The organism is Solibacillus sp. FSL W7-1464, from assembly GCF_038004425.1.
In the GTDB taxonomy this organism is placed as follows: Bacteria; Bacillota; Bacilli; order Bacillales_A; family Planococcaceae; genus Solibacillus.
This window is the reverse complement of the sequence record NZ_JBBORC010000001.1, coordinates 2,804,666-2,826,923: the sequence shown is the minus strand read 5'-3', so window position 1 is coordinate 2,826,923 and position 22,258 is coordinate 2,804,666. Positions and strand designations below refer to the sequence as shown.

At 40.1% G+C, this 22,258-nt stretch carries 18 protein-coding genes and 1 other annotated feature; of the genes, 12 read left to right on the top strand and 6 right to left on the bottom strand.

Features of this window, described 5'->3' with window-relative positions:
- The first annotated feature begins 29 nt into the window (after positions 1 to 29).
- The 3 genes from MKZ25_RS13920 to ccpA all read left to right on the top strand — a co-directional run bounded on the left by MKZ25_RS13920 (position 30) and on the right by ccpA (position 3,208).
- On the top strand, positions 30 to 1,115 hold the full coding sequence (locus tag MKZ25_RS13920) for a bifunctional 3-deoxy-7-phosphoheptulonate synthase/chorismate mutase (RefSeq protein WP_079528519.1): 1,086 nt from the start codon (positions 30 to 32) through the stop codon (positions 1,113 to 1,115).
- A gap of 126 nt (positions 1,116 to 1,241) precedes the next feature.
- Positions 1,242 to 2,003: a 3-hydroxybutyrate dehydrogenase gene (locus tag MKZ25_RS13915; RefSeq protein WP_340803026.1), complete on the top strand. Its 762-nt coding sequence runs from the start codon at positions 1,242 to 1,244 to the stop codon at positions 2,001 to 2,003.
- Positions 2,004 to 2,209: 206 nt separating this feature from the next.
- Positions 2,210 to 3,208, top strand: a complete 999-nt coding sequence (gene ccpA / locus MKZ25_RS13910) for a catabolite control protein A (protein WP_340802056.1) — start codon at positions 2,210 to 2,212, stop codon at positions 3,206 to 3,208.
- Between the two features lie 77 nt (positions 3,209 to 3,285).
- On the opposite strand, the gene MKZ25_RS13905 is transcribed toward ccpA, so the two are convergent.
- The 3 genes from MKZ25_RS13905 to MKZ25_RS13895 are packed head-to-tail and all read right to left on the bottom strand — an operon-like array spanning position 3,286 to position 5,751.
- Positions 3,286 to 4,449: an acetoin utilization protein AcuC gene (locus tag MKZ25_RS13905; RefSeq protein ID WP_340803025.1), complete on the bottom strand. Its 1,164-nt coding sequence runs from the start codon at positions 4,447 to 4,449 to the stop codon at positions 3,286 to 3,288.
- Positions 4,446 to 5,093 (bottom strand): acetoin utilization AcuB family protein, encoded by a 648-nt coding sequence (locus MKZ25_RS13900; protein WP_340802055.1) that lies wholly within the window; start codon positions 5,091 to 5,093, stop codon positions 4,446 to 4,448. The genes MKZ25_RS13905 and MKZ25_RS13900 overlap by 4 nt, the downstream gene beginning before the upstream one ends.
- Before the next feature lie 25 nt (positions 5,094 to 5,118).
- Positions 5,119 to 5,751, bottom strand: a complete 633-nt coding sequence (locus tag MKZ25_RS13895) for a GNAT family N-acetyltransferase (protein ID WP_340802054.1) — start codon at positions 5,749 to 5,751, stop codon at positions 5,119 to 5,121.
- Between the two features lie 164 nt (positions 5,752 to 5,915).
- On the opposite strand from MKZ25_RS13895, the gene acsA reads away from it, so the two are divergent.
- From acsA to MKZ25_RS13870, 5 genes are all read left to right on the top strand, one after another.
- On the top strand, positions 5,916 to 7,643 hold the full coding sequence (acsA, locus tag MKZ25_RS13890) for an acetate--CoA ligase (RefSeq protein WP_340802053.1): 1,728 nt from the start codon (positions 5,916 to 5,918) through the stop codon (positions 7,641 to 7,643).
- A 198-nt stretch (positions 7,644 to 7,841) separates the two neighbouring features.
- Positions 7,842 to 8,876, top strand: a complete 1,035-nt coding sequence (gene argC, locus MKZ25_RS13885; RefSeq protein ID WP_340802052.1) for an N-acetyl-gamma-glutamyl-phosphate reductase — start codon at positions 7,842 to 7,844, stop codon at positions 8,874 to 8,876.
- A 197-nt stretch (positions 8,877 to 9,073) separates the two neighbouring features.
- Positions 9,074 to 10,297 (top strand): bifunctional ornithine acetyltransferase/N-acetylglutamate synthase, encoded by a 1,224-nt coding sequence (gene argJ / locus MKZ25_RS13880; RefSeq protein WP_340802051.1) that lies wholly within the window; start codon positions 9,074 to 9,076, stop codon positions 10,295 to 10,297.
- On the top strand, positions 10,260 to 11,036 hold the full coding sequence (gene argB / locus MKZ25_RS13875; protein WP_340802050.1) for an acetylglutamate kinase: 777 nt from the start codon (positions 10,260 to 10,262) through the stop codon (positions 11,034 to 11,036). Before argJ ends, argB begins: the two co-directional genes overlap by 38 nt.
- Complete coding sequence (locus MKZ25_RS13870) at positions 11,033 to 12,184, top strand: acetylornithine transaminase (RefSeq protein WP_340802049.1); 1,152 nt, start codon at positions 11,033 to 11,035, stop codon at positions 12,182 to 12,184. The genes argB and MKZ25_RS13870 overlap by 4 nt, the downstream gene beginning before the upstream one ends.
- 52 nt (positions 12,185 to 12,236) lie before the next feature.
- Here MKZ25_RS13870 and MKZ25_RS13865 read toward each other — a convergent pair whose 3' ends face one another.
- Complete coding sequence (locus tag MKZ25_RS13865; RefSeq protein WP_340802048.1) at positions 12,237 to 15,107, bottom strand: transglycosylase domain-containing protein; 2,871 nt, start codon at positions 15,105 to 15,107, stop codon at positions 12,237 to 12,239.
- 101 nt (positions 15,108 to 15,208) lie between these two features.
- Positions 15,209 to 15,414, top strand: a binding site (T-box leader).
- Between the two features lie 73 nt (positions 15,415 to 15,487).
- On the opposite strand from MKZ25_RS13865, the gene tyrS reads away from it, so the two are divergent.
- The 3 genes from tyrS to MKZ25_RS13850 all read left to right on the top strand — a co-directional run bounded on the left by tyrS (position 15,488) and on the right by MKZ25_RS13850 (position 18,740).
- Positions 15,488 to 16,759 carry a tyrosine--tRNA ligase gene (tyrS, locus tag MKZ25_RS13860; RefSeq protein ID WP_340802047.1) on the top strand — a complete coding sequence of 424 codons (1,272 nt, stop codon included), beginning with the start codon at positions 15,488 to 15,490 and terminating at the stop codon, positions 16,757 to 16,759.
- A 93-nt stretch (positions 16,760 to 16,852) separates the two neighbouring features.
- Positions 16,853 to 18,025 (top strand): PstS family phosphate ABC transporter substrate-binding protein, encoded by a 1,173-nt coding sequence (locus tag MKZ25_RS13855; protein ID WP_340802045.1) that lies wholly within the window; start codon positions 16,853 to 16,855, stop codon positions 18,023 to 18,025.
- A 97-nt stretch (positions 18,026 to 18,122) separates the two neighbouring features.
- Positions 18,123 to 18,740, top strand: a complete 618-nt coding sequence (locus tag MKZ25_RS13850; protein WP_340802044.1) for a Yip1 family protein — start codon at positions 18,123 to 18,125, stop codon at positions 18,738 to 18,740.
- A gap of 232 nt (positions 18,741 to 18,972) precedes the next feature.
- Here MKZ25_RS13850 and MKZ25_RS13845 read toward each other — a convergent pair whose 3' ends face one another.
- The gene (locus MKZ25_RS13845) at positions 18,973 to 19,128 is read right to left on the bottom strand and encodes a YjcZ family sporulation protein (RefSeq protein WP_340802042.1); all 156 of its coding nucleotides are present in this window, start codon (positions 19,126 to 19,128) and stop codon (positions 18,973 to 18,975) included.
- Positions 19,129 to 19,299: 171 nt separating this feature from the next.
- Positions 19,300 to 19,902 (bottom strand): 30S ribosomal protein S4, encoded by a 603-nt coding sequence (gene rpsD, locus MKZ25_RS13840; protein ID WP_251686472.1) that lies wholly within the window; start codon positions 19,900 to 19,902, stop codon positions 19,300 to 19,302.
- A gap of 483 nt (positions 19,903 to 20,385) precedes the next feature.
- Here rpsD and MKZ25_RS13835 point away from each other — a divergent pair, with 483 nt between their 5' ends.
- The gene (locus MKZ25_RS13835; RefSeq protein WP_340802040.1) at positions 20,386 to 22,248 is read left to right on the top strand and encodes a sensor domain-containing diguanylate cyclase; all 1,863 of its coding nucleotides are present in this window, start codon (positions 20,386 to 20,388) and stop codon (positions 22,246 to 22,248) included.
- Positions 22,249 to 22,258: the final 10 nt, after the last annotated feature.

The window sequence follows — 22,258 nt, the reverse complement described above, 5'->3', positions numbered from 1 at the left end:
GGATACGCAAAGAAGAGGGGTAGAGGAATATGCATCAGCAAGATTTAGAAAGCTTACGCAGCCAGATTGACAGCTTGAACTTAGAAATTTTACGTTTAATAAATGAACGTGCATCCGTAGTAGAAGAAATTGGTAAGATTAAAGAGAAGCAAGGTGTCAATCGCTATGATCCGCTACGTGAGCGCCATATGCTTGACTTAATTAAAGAAAACAATAACGGTCCGTTAAATCAAATGACGGTTGATTATATTTTTAAACAAATCTTCAAAACAGCACTTAAACAACTAGAAGCAGAAAAGAAAAAAGAATTACTCGTTTCACGTAAAGAAAAGTCAGAAGATACTGTCATTAATGTTAACGGTGAGTTAATCGGTACAGGCGCTCCTTCTTTCGTATTTGGACCATGTGCGGTTGAGTCATATGAGCAAGTTGCTGCAGTAGCTGCAACAATCCAAGAAAAAGGTTTAAAATTAATCCGCGGCGGAGCATACAAACCACGTACATCTCCGTATGATTTCCAAGGATTAGGTCTGGACGGGCTAAAGATTTTAAAAGATGTTTCAAAAGAATACGGTTTAGGTGTTATTACTGAAATCGTAACACCTGCAGATTTAGATCATGCATTGGATTACATCGATGTGATTCAAATCGGTGCACGTAATATGCAAAACTTCGAACTATTAAAAGCTGCTGGTGCAACGAATAAGCCAGTCTTATTAAAACGAGGTTTAGCAGCGACGATTGATGAGTTCATCCATGCAGCAGAATACATCATGTCAAAAGGTAATGAAAATATTATTTTATGTGAGCGCGGTATTCGCACATACGAAAAAGCAACTCGTAACACACTTGATATTTCGGCAGTTCCGATTTTAAAACAAGAAACACATTTACCGGTAATGGTGGACGTGACGCACTCTACAGGTCGCCGTGATTTATTATTACCATGTTCTAAAGCGGCCATCGCTATTGGAGCAGACGGTGTAATGGCGGAAGTGCATCCAGATCCATCAATTGCATTATCGGATCAGCAACAGCAAATGGATATCCCGACATTCAATGCTTACTATGATGAGCTTTTAAAATTCATGAAGCAATACGAAGTGTCAAAATAATCATTAATAAGCCCATGTTGAGTCATTCAACATGGGCCTTTATGTATTTGTGCTCGTTTTAATTTGACGAAGAGCAGTGAAATAAATTACAATTTTTTCTAAATACCTTATTTAAGGGGGAATGACATTGTGCAAAAAATTGCGCTAATTACCGGAGCAGCACAAGGAATCGGTTTTGAAATTGCTAAAGAGCTCTCAAACAATGGGATGACAGTTATTATTTCAGATAAAAATGAAGAAAGACTAAAAGAAGCAATTACAGAACGGCCGGATCTAAATTACCTTCTGTGTGATGTCAGCGATGAAGGCCAAATTAAGGAAACGATCGATACAGTTATTTCACAGTTTGGTGCACTACATGTCATGATCAACAATGCAGGTTTTCAGCATGTATCGATGATAGAGGAATTTGATACGGAAATTTTTGAATTGATGCAGAAGGTAATGGTTGTTGGACCCTTTATTTTCATGAAGTACGTGTTACCTATTATGAAACAGCAAAACTTTGGCAGAATAATTAATATCGCATCCATCAATGGTTTAGTCGGATTTGCAGGAAAAGCCGGCTATAATACCGCTAAACATGGTGTAATCGGATTAACAAAAGTAGCGGCACTAGAAACAGCTGCAGATGGAATCACAGTAAATGCAATTTGTCCCGGCTATGTCGATACGAAATTGGTTAGAAATCAATTTCAGGATTTAGCGAAAACACGTAATATAGCGGTTGAAGATGTATTGGAGCAAGTACTCTATCCTTTAGTGCCCCAAAAGCGGCTCATTGATGTTTCTGAGATTGCAGCACTAGTCAATTACTTATGCAGTGATGCAGCAATAGGGATGACGGGACAGGCCATTGTATTGGATGGCGGGTACACCGTTCAATAAAAAAAGGCGAATTTAAACAGGTGCTATCATGTTGATAGCACATTTTTTGAATATTTTAAGACAATTGATGAAAAAACCAGGTATTCACTAGGTTTTAGATTGAAAATAGAATTGAAAATATTATATGATGAAGCTATACATAACAATTAGTTCTACTAGTCGTTTATAAAAACTTGTATCACTATAATAAAAAGGGGGAGAAACTTTTGACTGTCACAATTTATGATGTTGCACGTGAGGCGAATGTATCAATGGCAACCGTATCTCGCGTAGTAAATGGAAATCAAAATGTTAAGCCTGCAACAAGAAAAAAAGTGCTGGAAGTGATTGAGCGTCTTGAATATCGTCCAAATGCAGTAGCACGTGGCTTGGCAAGCAAAAAAACAACATCGGTAGGAGTCATCATCCCTGATATTTCGAATAATTTAAATGCTGAGCTTGCACGAGGCATTGAAGATATTGCGACAATGTATCGCTATAATATTATTTTAGCAAATTCAGATCAAAATGAAGAAAAAGAGTTGTCTTTACTTGATACGATGCTAGGAAAGCAAGTTGACGGTATTGTCATGATGAGTGAAGAGGTAACTGAAAATATTCAACGTGCGGTGGAAGCATGTCCTGTACCGATTGTATTGGCAGGTTCCATCAGTTCAACTGAAAAAGTGGCTTCTGTAAACATTGACTATTATAATGCGGCATTTGAAGCTGTAGAAACACTAATTAATAATGGACATACGAGAATTGCGTTTGTCTCAGGTCCGTTGCAGTATACAGTAAATGGCCAGCATAAACTTGCAGCCTATAAAGATGCACTGGAAAAAGCAAATATCGAAATAGACCAAGCATTAATTGTTGCCGGGGACGGCTCTTATGATGACGGGTTGGAAAGCTGGGCGAATTTAAGTGAACTGCAGCAACCGCCTACAGCCATTTTTGTCGGAAATGATGAGCTTGCCATTGGACTCGTACATGGCATTCAAGATAAAGGAAAAAATGTACCGAATGATGTTGAAATCATCAGCTTCGAAAATTCCAAACTAGCGCGCATGGTACGCCCAAGACTTACAAGTGTTGTATTGCCTTTATACGATATTGGAGCGGTCGCAATGCGATTATTAACGAAGTATATGAACAAAGAGGAAGTTGAACAGCAGCATGTCATCTTGCCTCACCGCATTGAAAAGCGTGGTTCGAGTAAATAACAAAGCGCCTGTCTACAGCTGACAGGCGCTTTGTTTTATTTATCGCTTCAAAATTTTTACGATATTTATTGCAACCGTTACGAACGGTTTTTTTCTGTCCGAATTATATGTAGTGCTTTTTCAAGCATTCGTGCATTTTTTTCCTCAATTTCAGCTTTGCGCGGAATAGGGTCATATAATGGGTATGGGTCATTCCAGGTCGGGATTAGCGGAACAGGTGATTCCGCTTGCCATTTATCAAGCCATTGCTGCGGTAACGGTCCAGTCGGAGCAGGCTGATCGGTCATCTCTGTCCAAATATGGGACCAGGCCCGCGGAACGACCCGCCAAATATCATACCCTCCGCCACCTACAGCAATCCAGCGGCCTTCACAATATTCATGTGCCAATTTATGCGCAAGCTTCGGTATTTCTTTATAAATATTCATTGTCCCGTACAGATGTGTGAGCGGGTCAAAATAATGGGCATCTGCACCATTTTGTGTCAGTACGACATCGGGTTTGAAAAATTCAAATACTTCCCGCATTGACTGTTCATATATTTCCAGAAAGCTTTCATCTTCTGTAAACGCATCTATCGGGAAGTTAAAAGAAGTACCGTATCCTTCACCGTTCCCGCGCTCTGTAATATTGCCTGTACCCGGAAATAAATAGCGGCCCGTCTCATGAATCGACAATGTACATACATTCGGATCATCATAAAAGGACCATTGAACGCCATCCCCATGATGGGCATCAGTATCTACATATAAAACGCGCAGGCCGTACTTCTCCTGAATATATTTAATGGCTACACTGCTGTCATTATAAATGCAAAAACCGGATGCTTTTCCGCGGAATCCGTGATGGAGACCGCCGCCCAAGTTTAATGCGTGCTGGGCTTTTCCCTGCAGTACCTGATCGACCGCCTGTAAGGTCCCGCCGACCAACAGCGCGCTTGCTTCGTGCATATTTTTAAAAATCGGTGTATCCTCTGTTCCAATACCATATGGTTCCCCTTGCTGGACGGTTAACTCCCCATGACCAGCTTTTTTTACGATTTCGATATACTGCATGTCGTGGGCCAGTGCAATTTCTTCATCTGTTGCAATACGGGCAGGGACGATATCCTCATTTTGGAGTGCACCGATATTTTTCAGTAAATCAATCGTTAAGTGTAATCGTTTATGGTTAAACGGGTGGGTGTCCGAAAATTTGTAAGTAAGTTGTTCCGGTGAATAAATAAATACAGCTTTTTTCATAATGTAATGCCAGGCAGGTTTGGCCACAATACATCGTATCCTTGCTTTCGCAACTCTTCAATAATATGCAGCGGATTGATTACTTGCAGACGGACACTTACAATTCGGGACTTCACATTTTCACCATCGGGATATACGAGAACACTTAATACATTTGCCTTATTATCATGGAAGACTTTCGTTATTTCAAACAGCATGCCGGGTTTGTCATTTACCCGGATATCAATTTTAGAGCCGGGTTTATGAGCGCCTGTTAATTCGATGTAGGTATACAGTAAATCAGTCGTTGTTACGATACCAACCAGTTTTCCGGCAGTGACAATAGGCAGGCAACTGATTTTAGCATCATAGAAAGTCATGGCAACTTCTTCAACGAAGTCTAGCGGATGACCGACTATCGGATTTTTGACCATGATTTCCCCGATTGGGGCATCATAAACCGTAGAGTCCGGTTCTTCGCGCAACCGGGAAGGTAAAGCATTTTTTAAGTCATGATCTGTTATGATTCCTACAACCAGATTGTCTTTGTTTACAATTGGTACATGGCGTATATTTTTTTCCCGCATAAGACGCACAGCATCCCGCACGGTATTTTCAGGCAGAAGTGTATGTATCTTTCTGTGCATAATTTCTTCGACGATCATAGTTCATTCCCCTTTGTGATAAGAATTAATACATGAAACGATTTCTAAAGCGAAGTCTGTCAAATCTCTCCAATGTCTCATTTCCCACACGTGCCCCCACACGTGCCATTAGACAGTTGGCAGGATGGGAAGTTATTTCAGGGTCATCTGTTGCATAATACTCGAAATTGACAGAGGTCATCATTCTCTCCATCATATTCCGATATTCCCATACAGATAAACCTGTTCCTTTTAAATCCCAATGCCAGTAATATTCAGTTGTAATCACTAAATAATCTTCCAAAGCATCATCCATAAATGATACTTCCAATAATTTTTTGCCTGCACCTGATCCTCTAAAAGCAGGTATGACTTCAATGGCACCAAGCTCAATCATATTTGGAATCCGGTCTTCTGACCAGCGCTCCAGCGGATCCGGATAGAGGTACGTAACATAGCCGACGATTATATTATCCTGCCGAATGACAACAATGCGCCCTTCTTCAAGCTTAGCAATTCCGACAAGTGCTTCATGCTGCTGATGGGAAGGTCTAAAAGCTTTTAAATCTTCATGTAATGTGTAGGTAGCAAGTTTTTCGGAAGAAACGGGTCCTTCTACTAAAACATTACCATTCCCCGTTTTGAATTCAAGACTATAATAATTTTTCACATGAATCATAATCACACCACCTGCTTTTAATACATCTATTATACTCTATTTCATGCGAAAATACGCTTAAATTCGCGAGATGTAACTAAATTGATTGAAAGTTTTAAATATTTTGCCTATTATAGTATTTTTATTGTAAAATGATTGTAGTTTTTAATGAAAGGGGATTTTTCATGGGGACGAAAACAATGGAAAAGCTTGCAGTTATTCCGGGGGAACATAATTTAAAAAATTATGAGGAAACAGCTGCAAATCATGATTGGCAACATAGTGAAAAAGCATTTTCTTGGTTTGAAACGGGGAAAGTCAATATTGCTTATGAGGCAGTTGACCGGCATGCATCAACACACCGCAAAAACAAAGTGGCTCTTTATTATAATGATGGGAGCCGGAATGAGGCATATTCTTTTTATGATATGAAACGTCTTTCGAATAAAGCGGCGAATGTGTTGAAAGAAAAGGCGGATTTAAAAAAAGGTGAACGTATTTTTATTTTTATGCCGCGCTCGCCGGAACTTTATTTCAGCTTAATTGGTGCATTGAAGATTGGCGCAATAGTAGGTCCATTATTCGAAGCATTTATGGAAGGTGCCGTGTATGACCGTTTAATGGACAGTGAGGCGACAGCAATCATAACAACGCCTGAATTGTTGAACAGAGTACCGCTGGAAAAGCTACCGCATTTAAAAACGGTCTTTGTAGTCGGGGAAAATATTGAAGAAACGGATAAGATTTTAGATTTTAATAAATACTTTGCAGAGGCATCTCGGGATTTTGACATTGAATGGGTCGATAAGGAAGATGGCTCCATTTTGCATTATACATCCGGCTCAACGGGTGCACCAAAAGGGGTATTGCAAGTCCATTATGCAATGGTTCAGCAATACCAGACAGCACAGTGGGTACTGGATCTAAAGGAGGACGATATTTACTGGTGCACAGCCGATCCTGGTTGGGTGACCGGTACAGCTTACGGAATTTTTGGACCTTGGTTAAACGGTGTGACTAATGTTGTCATAGGGGGGCGCTTCAGTCCGCAAGCCTGGTATGGAGCAATTGAGGAATATGGTGTCACGGTATGGTATAGTGCGCCAACTGCATTTCGGATGTTGATGGGTGCAGGTCCGAATATTATCGGCAAATATAACCTTTCTACACTTCGTCACGTTTTATCGGTCGGTGAACCATTGAACCCGGAAGTAGTGAAGTGGGGAATGGAGATTTTAAACCATCGTATTCACGATACATGGTGGATGACGGAAACGGGAGGCCATATAATCTGTAACTATCCATCGATGGATATTAAGCCAGGTTCAATGGGAAAACCAGTGCCGGGTATTCATGCAACGATTGTAGACGATCAAGGCAATGAAGTACCGCCTTATACGATGGGGAATTTGGCGATCAAAAAAGGATGGCCTGCGATGATGCGGCAAATTTGGGGTAATCCAGAACGCTATGAATCTTATTTTTTAAAAGGAGAATGGTATGTTTCAGGAGATTCTGCATTTATGGACGAGGAAGGTTACTTCTGGTTTCAAGGTCGCGTGGACGATGTTATTATGACGGCAGGAGAACGGGTTGGGCCATTTGAAGTGGAAAGTAAACTGCTTGAACATCCTGATGTGGTGGAAGCGGGTGTAATTGGAAAACCAGATCCTGTACGAGGAGAAATTATTAAGGCATTTATTTCATTGCGTGAAGGAGTGGAGCCGAGCGAAACGCTAGAAGCGAATATTCGGGACTTTGTAAAAACAGGGTTATCCGCCCATTCAGCACCACGTGAAATTGAATTCAAAGATAAGCTGCCGAAAACCCGAAGCGGTAAAATAATGCGCCGTGTGTTAAAAGCATGGGAACTGGACTTACCGGCAGGCGATCTATCTACAATGGAAGATTAACTTTATATGCCGGTACTTCTTAAATCGGGGCGCTTACATATGTAGGCGCCTTTTTGTATTATTATTGAACGATAATTTAGAATAATCTACAATTATATAAAAATACAGTTGACTAAATAATTATACATACTTATACTTATTTTTATCATTTAGATTCGTAGAAAAGTATTAGCCATATAAAAATGACGGGGTGACAACATGAAAGCAGGTATTATTGGTGCAACAGGTTACGGTGGATTAGAACTACTACGATTTTTGCATAATCATAAGGAAATAGAAGAAATTGGATTATTTACCTCCTCGGATGAAGGGACTCAATTTTCGGATAAATTTCCACACTTAACGGATATTTATAATCAGCCATTACTCAAATTGGATGATGATGCATTGGCGGAATATGATGTCGTCTTTGCAAGTACACCTTCGGGGGTATCAAGTACGATTTTCCCGTCTTTAGTTGAGAGAGGACCAAAACTAATTGATTTATCAGGGGATTTCCGACTGAAAAATTTAGCAAGCTATGAAACATGGTATAAAAAAAATCCGGCTCCACAGGAAGTAGTGGCGCGAAGTGTGTACGGATTAACGGAGTGGAATGAGCCAGCTATAGAAAAGGCAGATTTAATTGCCAATCCGGGCTGTTATCCGACGGCCGTATTATTATCTATCCTGCCTCTTATAAAACATCGGTTAATTGACCCTGGCTTCCTGGTCATTGATGCAAAGAGCGGAATTTCAGGGGCAGGTAATAAACCTTCACAAGCAACACATTTCAGTGAAGCAAATGAAAGCTTCTCGATTTATAAAATTAATGAACACCAGCACATTCCCGAAATCGAACAAGCGATTTCAATGTTTACCGATATTGAAACAACAATCACGTTTAATACACATCTAGTCCCGATGACACGAGGTATTTTAGCAACTTCCTATGCTCAAGTAACTGAAGGTGTGACACAAGCACAATTAGTGGACTGTTTAACAGAAACGTATAAAGACCATCCATTTGTCCGTGTCATTCAAGAAGCTTCCGCAATAGGAACAAATCGCGTAAAAGGTTCGAACTATTGCGACATATACGTGAAGCTCGATGAAAGGACAAATCGGGCAACGATTGTCGGTGTGATCGATAATTTGGTTAAAGGAGCAGCGGGGCAGGCAATTCAGAACATGAATGTTCAATTCGGTCTCCCGCAGCAAACGGGCTTACAACTCGTTCCGTATTTTATTTAATTTATCAAGATAAGAAAAAATGAAAAACAAGTTGATCGGAATGGAGGGGAGGCGAGTGGATTGTGCCTTCTCATTCATCAGGACGCTGCTTCTGCGGTGGCCGCAATAAATTGCCGCCATCCTCGGCGGAAAGCGTCCGACCTGGAATGGAAATCACCCGTATATTATGACGTGGACAATTAGGGGAGGGTCATTAGATGACTTCAACAATAGAGATGAAAAAATTATCAAGCAAAAATATCGTATCGCCAAAAGGGTTTACTGCAGCAGGTGTTCATTGCGGACTTAAACATAAGAAAAAAGATTTAGCAATTTTAATAAGCGAAGTACCAGCTAGCGTTGCCGGTGTATTTACGACAAATGCAGTCCAGGCAGCACCGCTGAAAGTAACAAAAGAAGTTGTTTATGAATCGAAAAAAATGCAGGCGATCATCGTAAATTCAGGAAATGCCAATGCATGCACAGGCAAACAAGGACTATTGGATGCATATGAAATGCAACTGCTTGCCGCACAAAAGCTTGGCATCGCATCTAATCTGGTAGGAGTAGCCTCTACAGGTGTCATCGGGGAAATAATGAAAATGGAACCCGTAAAAAAAGGTGTAGAGCTTTTAAATCCGGATTCAAAGCTTGAAAGCGGGATTGATTTTTCCCAGGCAATTTTAACGACGGATACAGTAATGAAAAATACAACTTATGCAACGATCATTGACGGCAAGGAAATAATTGTTTCAGGAACGGCTAAAGGCTCAGGCATGATTGAACCGAATATGGCGACAATGCTCGGGTTTATTACAACAGATGCCAATATTGAATCAGAAGAGCTGCAAAAAGCATTATCGAGTGTAACGGATTGCACATTCAACTCGATTACAGTTGATGGTGATACATCAACGAACGATACGGTTATTGTAATGGCAAACGGTTTAGCAGGAAATGAACCGCTATCTCCTGCACATCCTGACTGGGAAAACTTTTACACAGCACTGCGTCTTGTAGCAGAAGATTTAGCAAAGTCAATTGCACGTGATGGGGAAGGCGCGACAAAGCTGATTGAAGTAGAAGTGGATGGAGCGGTTTCAGATGAAGAAGCTCGTAAAATCGCAAAAACAGTAGTAGGTTCACCACTTGTAAAAACAGCAGTGTTTGGCTGTGATGCAAACTGGGGGCGTATTATTGCAGCAGTTGGCTATTCTGGCGCTGTAATCGATCCCGATAAAATTACAATTAAAATCGGTGGAGCAACAATGGTGGAAAACGGCGAACCAATCAAATTTTCGGAAGAAGAGCTCATCGAAATTTTAAAACAGCATGAAGTAAAAATATATGTGTCACTGGAAGTCGGTAAAGGGCACGGGTTTGCATGGGGGTGTGACTTGACTTATGACTACGTTCAAATCAACGCATCATACCGCTCGTAAAATGGTCATCAAGCTTGGTGGCAGCACATTAGAAGGTCTTAACGAGGCCTTCTTTCGCAATTTCAAAGCATTGCAGGAACAAGGAATCCAACTCATTATTACACATGGCGGAGGTCCTGCAATTAACCGCGAATTAGCCGCTGCCGGAATTCAGTCCCATACAGTAAACGGACTGCGTGTAACGAGTGAAGAAATGATCGGTATTGTGCAGTCAACTTTAATTGGGAAAGTAAATCCTTTGCTCGTCCATGAGCTCCATTCAGCGAATATTTCTGCTATCGGACTCAATGGTTTTGATGGCGGGCTGCTGGAAAGTGAATATTTAGATTATGAAACTTACGCATATGTAGGCGAAGTGAAGCATGTTAATATTAATATGTTAAACTCTTTGATAGATGCTGGAATTGTACCTGTCATTGCATGTATCGGTGCAACAAAGGATGGGCAGGCGCTGAACATTAACGGCGATACAGTGGCAAGTGAAATTGCATTGGCCGTTGAGGCGGATTGTCTCCTGCTTGTGACGGATGTCGCCGGTATTCGCATACAGGATGAATACCAGAAAGAAGTGACACCAGGCTTAATCGAACAATGGATTGACGAAGGGCATATTTACGGCGGAATGATTCCGAAAGTGCAAGGCGCTCTTAATTGTTTGAAGGCGGGTATACCTTCTGTACAAATTGTCAATGAGACTTTAACCGGGACGACTATTTTAAGTGAGGAGCTAGTGAAATGAGTGCATTATTCCAAAATTACGCGAGAAGACCTTTTGCTATTGTCGAAGGAAAAGGAACAGAAGTATTCGATACGACAGGGAAAAGATATTTAGATTTCACGAGCGGCATTGCTGTTTGTAGTTTAGGGCATGCACATCCATCAATCGTTGAAGCGATTCAAAAACAAAGTCAGAAACTGTGGCATATTAGTAACTTATTTGAAAGTCCGGGACAGGAAAAACTTGCTGCATCATTAGTGAAAGATTTGCATTTATCGTATGCATTTTTCTGTAATAGTGGTGCAGAGGCGAATGAAGCAGCTATTAAATTAGCACGTAAACATACAGGAAAACATAAGATTATTGTGTTTGAACAGAGCTTTCACGGACGTACATTTGGTGCGATGAGTGCAACCGGACAAGATAAAGTACGTAACGGCTTCGGCCCTTTAGTAAGCGAGTTTATTACATTGCCGTTTAATGATGTCGAAGCATTAAAAGCTGCAGTTGATGCAGATACTGCTGCAATTATGCTTGAAATGATTCAAGGTGAAGGCGGAGTAAATCCTGCAACGGATGAGTTCGCGAAAGCTATTCATGAAATTCAGCAATCATCGGATATTTTAGTCATTGTTGATGAAGTACAAACAGGCATCGGACGTACAGGGACACGTTTTGCATTTGAGCAGACAGCCATCAAACCGGATATTGTTTCAATGGCAAAAGGTCTCGGTGGCGGTTTCCCGATTGGGGGGATTCTCGGGACAGAAAAGCTGTTTAACACGTTTAGTGCCGGGACACACGGTACAACATTCGGCGGGAATCCATTGGGTGTGGCCGTTGCACAAACAGTTATCGATCAAATATTCGATGATGCCTTTTTGGATAATGTTGAACAAAAATCGGCATATTTAATTAAAAAACTGGAAGAAGCTTTTCCGGAAGATAAATATTCGGTTCAGGGTAAAGGCCTAATGCTTGGTCTGAGCCTTGGTGGCGAAGATGTCGCACCATATGTTGCCGCATTGGATAAAGCGGGTCTATTAACGGTTGCAGCCGGCCCGAAAGTGATTCGTCTATTACCACCTTTAACGGTTAGCGAACAAGAAATCGATGAAGCGGTTAATTTATTAAAAGATGTATTAAAAGAGGAACATGTATCAATTTAATTGCAATAAAAAATCTCACCAACTTTTTTCTAGTTGGTGAGATTTTTTGATATTATTCTCCTGATGGTTCAGCAGGATCAACGTCAACCTCAATTTCATCGAGTTCTTCAGGTTCTTCGATTATTTCTTCAGGTTCAACATTTTCTTCTTCTGTTTCCGGTGGAGCAGGTGGAGCAGTTTCCACAATTTCTCCGACTTCGTTCGAAGCGCCTGATTCCAATCCTGTAATATCGACCGCTACAACGATATAGCGAACGCCTGGGGAAACAGGAACCCGGTAACCTTCATAAGACTTTAATGAACGTACAAGTGACCTTCCCTGGCCGGACACACTGTACACGCGATAGCCAACAACATCATTTGATGGTGAAGCTGACCATGAAAGTGAACCGTTTGCCAATGTCGCAAATACAGATTGCGGCGGTGCACTGTCTGCCGAGAATGGAGCACCGGTTACAACGCCCTTGCCTGAACTGAATGACAATAATTTTGATGCATCTCCACCAAGCCAACCTAACATACGGTCAACGAAGGCCTGATTTAATCCGAAACCGCTCATTTGGACAAATTCAGTAGGTGTATTCGGTAATGCAGCATATGTGTTGCCGTTAATAACAACTGATGTGGAAGATACAAAGCTATCATCAGGCTGTGTCGGTAAAAATACATTTTTATTAAATAAATCGGAAGTGACTAAACCGGCATTGGCACAAGAAGTAGAAGGTGCCAGGCCAGAAATGCCACAAAATGATCTTGTCACAACGCCTTCAGGTTTTTTGAATGTTTCTTTCGTACCTACGAGTTCCGGGTTGATGTCATAAAGTGTATTCAGATAATTTGCCCATAAACGGTTCACCCGGTTACTTGGATGCTGGTAACGGTTATTGAATACATTTAGGGTACGCTGCTTTTCATAACCCATCCAGACTCCTACCGAAATATTCGGGTTGTAACCGACTAGCCAGACATCGTTATGGTCCTGCGTTGTACCCGATTTTGCAGCGAAGTCAGACGAGAATTTCAGCTGACTTTTCGCCAATGTAGCTGTACCACCCGGCTTCATAACATCGCGCAGCATATCGGTCATTATATATGCTGTTTCCGGTGCAAATACATCAACCGGAGCAACTTCATGTTCATAAACAATATTGCCGTCCAGATCTTCAATGCGTTCAATCATATATGCATCGATAAATTGTCCGTTATTGGCAAATGTTGCATAAGCATTTGTATTTTCTTCAACTGAAGCCCCGATATTCAAACCGCCAAGAACGGTAGAGAGGTTTTCATAATCTTGCGGCTGTAATTTAGAGAAGCCCATTTTTTCCAGATAGGTTGCCGGTCGACGATCTAAAATGGAATCATATAAACGAAGGACGGCCAAGTTTTGAGATGATGCAACGGCCTGTCTTGCTGGTATAATTCCCAATTCCTGATTCGGGTTATAGTTTATAGGGTCATAGCCGTCAGTTGGACGTACAAATTTTACATCGACAACTGGACTTCCTGCACCGATGAAACCATAATCGAGTGCCGGTGCATAGGCAAGTAACGGCTTCATTGTCGATCCGTTTGAACGGAAGGCATTCGTTGCATGATTTACTTGTGTGATAGTATGGTCGCGTCCCCCGACGAAACTTAGTATGCGGCCGGTTTTATTATCAATAACAATACTTCCGGTTTGTACGGGAACATCCACTTCGATTTCTTCGCCTGTTTCCGGATCTTTTTCTTTTTTCTTATATGTTTGTCCATATAAAGTGAATTCTTCCGTCACTTTTCTCATCGCATCATACATTTCTTTATTGATCGTTGAGTAAATACGATAACCGCCGGAACGTATTGTACGGTCAGCCAGTATTGTATACTTTTCTTTTAAATTTTCTTCTTCTTTTAAACGGTCCGGGTCAATACCGTCTTTTTCAGCGAGTATTTCCGCGAAAATTTCTTTCGAACGCAGCTCAAGCTCAGCAGTCAACCAAGGATATTTTTCTTCGGGACGGATTTCATAACCTTTGAAGTCTTGTGTAATATCATAGGCAATTGCTTCGTTATACTCTTTTTCAGTAATATAGCCTGCTTCCTGCATGCGATAAAGGACCGTTTTCATACGGTCAATGCCCGGCTGTATCCCTTCCGCACTTTTTTGCTCGCCTTTATTTGTAAAAGGTGTGTATGTGAAAGGTGCCTGTGGGATGCCGGCAATATAAGCTGCCTGCGGTAAGTTTAGTTTAGATGCGGACACACCAAAAATACCTTGTGCAGCCGTTTCGATGCCGGCAATATTACGACCTGAAGAGTTTCGGCCGTACGGAATAATATTTAAATATGCTTCAAGTATTTCTTCTTTTGTCATAAAATGTTCCAAACGATACGCAAGTAAAATTTCCTTTGCTTTACGTTCGTATGAAACTTCATTCGTTAATATTTGGTTTTTTATTAATTGTTGTGTAAGGGTAGAGCCACCTGTCTGTGTTGACGAGTTGGATACGTCCTGCAGTAATCCACGTAATACTGCTTTTGGTACAATCCCGGTATGTTCCCGGAAATATTCATCCTCTGTAGCAAGTACAGCATTAATTAAGGATGGGGATATATTGGCAAGCGATGTTTCACGTCGGTCTAAATCAGTTCGGATTTTTCCTATGTAAATATCGTTCGCAAAATAAAGTTCACTTGTTTCTTCATAGCTGAAAATTTGTTCGCGCATTTCTTCTTTCGATCGCAAAGGTTCATCCTTTGTTAATGATGCGAAGTAACCTGCGCCGACACCTCCGACAAACAACAGTGTCGCAGCTGTAAAAATAATCGCCAGCAATGTTAAATTCCAGAATACACCGCCTCCAATTCGGATGTAGCGCATTCGTTCTGAAGAAGCAAGGATTTCGATTTTTTTATTTAATTTTTCGAGCCATTCTCTCACATCATCGACCTCCTAAAATCTTGTTTATTATAGCATATTTGAGATATAAGCGAATATAAATATTGACATCAACTATATTCTAGGTAGAATAGAAATATAAATTTCCGGCAACGAAGAGTTTGCAGTAGTAAATGTGTTCCCTGCATAGAGAGCTAGCGGTTGGTGAAAGCTAGACATAGCGCATTTATGAATTACGTACTTGGAGCCTGAACGGGTCGTCACGTTATAGACGCTTAAAGTGGAAGAAAGACTGAAATTTCTTCAAGCCGGGTGGTACCGCGTTAAATAATAATTTGACGTCCCTGCATGCATTTGCGTGTAGGGACGTTTTTCGTTTCCTTACAAGTAAATGACGCATCATGTAAAAGGAGAGAAAACAAATGAAAAACGAATTACTGCAAGATTTGGAATGGCGCGGACTGTTATACCAGCAAACAGACGCGGAAGGTATGGAAAAGCTGTTAAACGAGGAAAAGGTTTCCCTATACGTAGGTGTTGACCCGACAGCGGATTCGATGCATATCGGGCATATCGTGCCATTGCTCACATTACGTCGTTTCCAAAAAGCAGGTCATACACCGATTTTATTAGTTGGTGGAGCGACAGGCACAGTAGGGGATCCATCTGGCCGTTCTGAAGAGCGTCAATTACAGACGATGGACCAAATCGAAAAAAATGTACAAGGCCTTAAAAAGCAAATGGAGCGCTTATTCGACTTTTCATCGGATGCGGCAAACAGCGCTGTTCTTGTAAACAATCATGACTGGGTCGGTCCAATGACATTAATCGACTTCCTTCGTGACTACGGGAAACTGATCAATGTTAACTACATCTTAAATAAAGATACGGTTGCATCACGCCTGGATTCGGGTATTTCATTCACTGAATTTGCATACACATTAATCCAAGGTATTGACTTCAATCACTTATACGATCACCACAACGTTCGTATTCAAGTAGGTGGTTCGGATCAATGGGGCAATATTACAACGGGCTTGGAAATGATTCGTAAAACTCATGATGATAATGCGAAGGCATTCGGCATTACAATTCCGCTTGTAACAAAAGCGGACGGTACAAAATTCGGGAAAACAGCGGGTGGTGCTGTATGGCTGGATGCTGCCAAAACATCACCATACGAGTTCTACCAGTTCTGGATCAACACAGCGGATGCAGATGTTGTGAAATACCTGAAAATCTTCACATTCCTGACACGTGAAGAGATTGAAGGGCTGGCAGTAAGTGTCGAAGAAGAGCCGCATTTACGTAAAGCTCAAAAAGCGTTGGCTGAAGAAATGACACGTCTGATTCACGGTGAAGAAGGTTTGGAAGCAGCAGAGCGTATTACAAAAGCATTATTCTCTGGTGATTTAAAAGCATTATCAGTAGAAGAAATGAAAGTAGCCTTCTCTGGTGTACCTTCTGTAGAAGTGGCAAAAGAGGATAAAAATATCGTGGAATTAATCGTAGAAGCAGGGATTTCCTCATCGAAACGTCAAGCACGTGAAGATGTTACTAATGGAGCGATTAGTGTGAACGGTGAAAAAATTACCGATCTGGAATATGTAATGGATGCGAAAGACCGTTTGGAAGATGCATTTGCTATTATCCGTCGGGGTAAGAAGAAATACCATATGGTTAAATTTGCTTAATTAATTAAAACGTCTTGGAATGCAGTATTCCAAGACGTTTTTTTAAAGGAATTTCTTGTTTCATAAAGAACGTATAGGTTAGGGGGGATAGTAATGGAAAATAAATCGTATTTAGGGAAAATTGTCATTTCAATATTTGTCTTGCTGACTGTTTGTTTTTTTACTTTCATAGTGCTATTTTTTGTTGCGTTTAGCGGCAAGTTTCATTATATCCCGTTAGTAATTTCCGCTGCATTCATAATATATATTGGTTATGTGCTTGTGACTTTTAATGTATTTTATAATAACAGTAAACGTGTAAAAATCTATTGGGCAGTCGCCGGAATCGTCTTAGTCGCCAGTTCGGTCCAACCTGTTTATAAGTGGTTCGATAATAGAGTGCCGACTGTTGACGCGGAAGTGGATATTTATCAGTATGAGCCATTTACTGACAAAAATAAACTAGTTCAATTGGAGAAAAAGCCGACTTTAAAGCTGGAGGAACCTTTACCGAAAATCGATGGCGCAACGGCATTGTATCCATTGTATGCCGCCATTACAGAGCATGTATATCCGGAAAAAGAATACAATCCTTACGAGAGTGAAGTTGTGGTCAACCAGACGCATGAAGCCTATACAAATCTGATTTTCGGAAATACGGATATGATTTTTGCAGCGGGCCCTTCCGATGCACAAATTAACCAGGCGAAACAACGGGGGATTACACTTCATATGACGCCAATCGGAAAAGAAGCATTTGTCTTTTTCGTCAACAGTAAAAATAATGTCAATCGTTTATCACTCGATCAAATTAAAGCAATCTATGCCGGAGAAATTACAAACTGGTCAGAAGTGGGCGGAAAAGATGATGCAATCCGGGCGTTCCAAAGACCTCAGGACAGCGGATCGCAAACAGCACTGCAACGGCTAATGGGGGATACCCCATTGATGGAAGCGCCAACTGAAGATATAGCGACAGGAATGGGCGGAATTATCAATGAAGTTTCCCAGTATAAAAATTATAAAAATGCAATAGGTTATACTTTCCGCTACTATTCAAATGAGATGGTTAAAAATAAAGAGATCAAACTTTTGGAAATTGGCGGAGTTGCCCCGACAAGAGAAACGATTCGGAATAATTCGTATCCGATCGCTTCCGAATTTTATATTGTGACAGCAGGAGAGCCAACAGGAAATGTTAAGAAACTGGTGGATTGGGTGCTTTCGGAAGAAGGACAGGCATTAGTGGAAAAGGCCGGCTATGTCTCTCTTAAAATTGCCGATTAGTAAAAGGTTGGTATGCTACTAAAGGAGCAATAACTTTGTATCACCTTAAAAGTATCAGTATAATAGAATATATACATATTTTTAGGGGGATGTTATTTTGAGCGAGCAATTAACAGGTACAGTCGATGATCGACATGCCATATTAAGCATTGCTGTTAAACCCCGAGATACTATTCGTTATGTGTTAACAACTAAAAAGTTATCTTATTTCATTTTCGTTGGTATTATCGGTGTGTTTGCTAGCAATCTAATCAGCTTTATCGGCAAAGAATTTACAGGACAATTTACATTGGGGGATATCGTTTATTCAACATTTCTATTTAGTCTACTACTGTATTTTATTTCTACATTTTTATCGGCAGGCGTATTGACACTTTCAGCAAAAGCTTTCGGTGGTACAGGGAAGTTTAAAGAAATGTTCCGCATGATCAGTGTGACAATGATTCCTTATATTTGGATATTGCCGGTTCTGCTTTTCTGGATGCAATTCGCACCACAATCTTTTTTCTCGATTTCGTATATGGAGACGTCACTAGGTGATTTGATTCTGCAATTTGTTTGTGGAACTCTGATTATTATTAGCAGTATATGGACATATGTCATTACAGTGATTGGAATATCGGAAGTCCACCGTATTTCTAAGTGGAAAGCATTTTTTGCTTCATTTATAGTAATTGCTGTACTAGGAGCAATGTACTTTGGCTTTGTGTTTTAAAATACATTTATAAAATTACTATGTATTCAAAATATAATTTAAAGATGCTGCCGCTATATGAGCGTACAGCATCTTTTTTATTGTTGGCGGGCTTGTATGTTGTCTATTGTGCAGAAATTAAAAACTAAAAATTAAAAGGGTCACTGGGGGAAGTGACCCTAATGGCGTGAAAAGCAGTAATAAGTAGTTGGAATTATTACTGGCTAGCTAAAGATTTTGTGAATCGATGCTATTAGTAAGCAAAAGTAGCGCCGACAATAATTAAAAGAATGAATAGAACAACGATCAGAACGAAAGTTGAGCTATTACCGCCGCTGTTACCACCGCCACCACAGCCGTAACCACCGTAGTTTGCTTGTTGTTGATACCCTTCATATCCGTAACCCATTAAATTCACCCCCTTTCCTCGTTATCCTATTCAACGAAGAAAGGTTGATCGGGGCGATTGAACAAATTTTTAAAAGTTTTGCTGAAATTTATTTAAGGAATAAAAAAACCACCAAGCACCTGATGAACAGGGCTTGATGGTTTGATTCGAATATATCTGAAACTCGAAAGATTAACGAGAGTAGAACTCTACGATGAATTGTTCGTTGATTTCAGCAGATAATTCAGAGCGCTCTGGTAAACGTACGAAAGTACCTACTTTAGAGTCTGCATCGAATGATAAATATTCTGGTACGAAGCTGTTTACTTCGATTGATTCAGCAACAACTGAAAGGTTAGCTGATTTCTCACGTAAAGAGATCGTTTGACCTGGTTTTACTGAGTAAGATGGGATGTCAACGCGGTTACCATCAACTAAGATGTGACCGTGGTTAACTAATTGACGAGCTGCACGACGAGTGCGAGCTAAACCTAAACGGTAAACTAGGTTGTCAAGGCGAGTTTCAAGTAAAATCATGAAGTTTTCACCGTGTACACCTTGTAATTTACCAGCACGTAGGTAAGTGTTTTTGAATTGACGTTCAGTCATACCGTACATATGACGTAATTTTTGTTTTTCAGTTAATTGTAGACCGTACTCTGATTTTTTACCACGAGAGTTCGGGCCGTGTTGACCTGGTGCGTAAGGGCGTTTTGCGATTTCTTTACCTGTGCCGCTTAATGAAATACCAAGACGACGAGATAGTTTCCAAGATGGACCTGTATAACGAGACATAATTGTGTCTCCTCCTTAAAATTGGTTTTTGTTGTAAAAGAAAAAACCAGTTGTACCCGACATTAAACGGTATTCTATTTTCATGTATCTTCGCCCATGCAGCCGAAAGGGTTACGCAATACACCATTCTGTCTAGACAGAAGGAATAAAATACTACATTTAAGTTATACAACTACTGCATTCATTTTACACAAAGGCTATTGTATCTTTTTTTTATTCATCCGTCAACAAAGGAGTATTATTTTTTAAATATAATATGAAGTAAAATAAAATGAAAAAAAATTATTAATTTTGTGGGTATTTAAGCATAAAAGTGGGTAGTAGATAAGGACGGTAAAATTCTTGAATACATAAAAAACAAATCAAATTGAGGTGATTATTAGAAAAATATAACAAATTTGAATAGTCAATAAGACATAAAGCGTGTATACTTGAGGTTAAGTGAATGAACCGACATCGCAATAGTAAAGAAAAGGTGATTTAATGGTGGAAAATCAACACAAGATTGATCAATTTAAATCGGATATATTAAGCCTTTGTATAAATTCGAAACTACGACGAAGTAAATTTTATGAATACTTTTTCCTATTAGAAGAAAGTCTAACTAAACACTTTAATATGGAGCATTGTTTTTTATTTCATGTAAGCGAAAATAAATTGAAACCGATCGACAACTTAGAAATACTGAATGTTGATGTAACATTAGATTTTATTCAGCCCTATTTTAATGGTAATAAAGTTGTGAAGTTACCTGGGTTTTTAAGAGAACATCCGTATTTTGAAAATCATACAGATGTTATGCCACTTATAATAAATGATAAAATAGAAGCTATTATTATATTTAAATATAACCCTGTCAACGCACCTCTACAAACAGTGCTGACAGAAGATATAGTAGGGGAGATATCCGCTTCCTATAAATTTCTAACAAAAAAGTACGAAGTTTATTCGAATGAGCAAAAGTACCGTAAATTATATTGGATGACGGACCTTTTCCATTCGACGATGGATATTGATGTAATTTTGGAAAATGTGCTTATTACAATCGAAGAAAATTTCCCGGGTCTTGAGGTAGAGCTGATTTTGTCAAATGACCAAGACCGTCAAACGAGAGTGAAAATAAAGCCTTTCGATTATTTGTCAGAGCGGCCTGCGACAATCGAGTCTTTCGTGTCGGGTGAAGTGAAAGAAGATATAGCCGTTGAACAAAACCGTCGATTATTAAATGTACCTATAAAAGGAAGACAAGCAATATATGGGATTTTACAAGTAAATGCACCCATCAATTACTCATACACAAGTTCAGAAATTGAATTTATCCGGATGCTCGCCCAAGCTTCAGGAAATGCATTGGAAAACGCAAAACTCTATCATCAATCACATCGTCTCATCACGGACTTACAGTTAATCAATGAAACTTCCCACCGTTTAAATATGAAATTGCCGATCAGTGAAATGCTTTTATTTTTACAAAAGCAAATGTTGAAATCTTTTCAGCCTATGGAAATTGGCTTCCTGTTTAAAGAAGGTGAAAAGTATGTCATGACCGAAGCGTGTACAGAGCTCTTCAATCAAGCAGCGTGCAATGTATATATCCAACATGTGGAAAAACATTTCCAGACGACCCAAGAGCCAGTGTTTATTGCGGATTTCAGCCGTCTTATTCCAGGAGACATTGTGTATAAGTCGATAATGGCTATTCCGATGATTGTTGAAGAAGATATTATCGGGTTTAGTATCGTATTGCATAAAGAGCCGTATTTCTTCTCCTTTGATAGCTTTAAATTAATGCAATCGCTTATTCATCATTCTTCATTAGCTATTTCTAATTCTGTTTTACGTGAAAAACTTCAGGAGATGGTGGATCGGGACCATTTAACAAAGCTATACGCAAGAAGTTATTCCGATTCATACGTGGAAAAGTCCATTCAAACGGACGATTCAGGAATGTTCCTGTTAATTGATATTGATAACTTTAAAAAGGTTAATGACACATATGGGCATCAAGTCGGAGATGAAGTAATCGTACAAATTGCTAGACGACTGCAAAATGAAATAGGGAAAAGGGGCATCTGCTCGCGGTGGGGCGGTGAAGAGCTCGCCGTCTATATTCCGAATATTTCAGACAGAGAAGCAATTGAAATTGCGGATTCGATTGTACAAATGGTGCCAAATGTAACTAATCCTTCGGTTACGGTTTCTGCGGGCATGATTACGTGGCATAAAAGCAGCCGTCCGGATTTTAAAAATATGTTTGTTCAAGCGGATATTGCACTATATCATGCTAAACGAAATGGAAAAAACCGTCTGTGTGTATATGAAAAACCAATGGAACTGCAATATTAAAGGGAGTACC

What these genes read in the sequence shown, in the direction of transcription:
- MKZ25_RS13920 (WP_079528519.1), top strand. Translation starts at nt 30, where the DNA reads ATGCATCAGCAAGATTTAGAAAGCTTACGCAGCCAGATTGACAGCTTG.
- MKZ25_RS13905 (WP_340803025.1), bottom strand. Translation starts at nt 4,449, where the DNA reads ATGAAAAAAGCTGTATTTATTTATTCACCGGAACAACTTACTTACAAA.
- MKZ25_RS13900 (WP_340802055.1), bottom strand. Translation starts at nt 5,093, where the DNA reads ATGATCGTCGAAGAAATTATGCACAGAAAGATACATACACTTCTGCCT.
- MKZ25_RS13895 (WP_340802054.1), bottom strand. Translation starts at nt 5,751, where the DNA reads ATGATTCATGTGAAAAATTATTATAGTCTTGAATTCAAAACGGGGAAT.
- acsA (WP_340802053.1), top strand. Translation starts at nt 5,916, where the DNA reads ATGGGGACGAAAACAATGGAAAAGCTTGCAGTTATTCCGGGGGAACAT.
- argC (WP_340802052.1), top strand. Translation starts at nt 7,842, where the DNA reads ATGAAAGCAGGTATTATTGGTGCAACAGGTTACGGTGGATTAGAACTA.
- argJ (WP_340802051.1), top strand. Translation starts at nt 9,074, where the DNA reads ATGACTTCAACAATAGAGATGAAAAAATTATCAAGCAAAAATATCGTA.
- argB (WP_340802050.1), top strand. Translation starts at nt 10,260, where the DNA reads ATGACTACGTTCAAATCAACGCATCATACCGCTCGTAAAATGGTCATC.
- MKZ25_RS13870 (WP_340802049.1), top strand. Translation starts at nt 11,033, where the DNA reads ATGAGTGCATTATTCCAAAATTACGCGAGAAGACCTTTTGCTATTGTC.
- tyrS (WP_340802047.1), top strand. Translation starts at nt 15,488, where the DNA reads ATGAAAAACGAATTACTGCAAGATTTGGAATGGCGCGGACTGTTATAC.
- MKZ25_RS13855 (WP_340802045.1), top strand. Translation starts at nt 16,853, where the DNA reads ATGGAAAATAAATCGTATTTAGGGAAAATTGTCATTTCAATATTTGTC.
- MKZ25_RS13845 (WP_340802042.1), bottom strand. Translation starts at nt 19,128, where the DNA reads ATGGGTTACGGATATGAAGGGTATCAACAACAAGCAAACTACGGTGGT.
- rpsD (WP_251686472.1), bottom strand. Translation starts at nt 19,902, where the DNA reads ATGTCTCGTTATACAGGTCCATCTTGGAAACTATCTCGTCGTCTTGGT.
- MKZ25_RS13835 (WP_340802040.1), top strand. Translation starts at nt 20,386, where the DNA reads ATGGTGGAAAATCAACACAAGATTGATCAATTTAAATCGGATATATTA.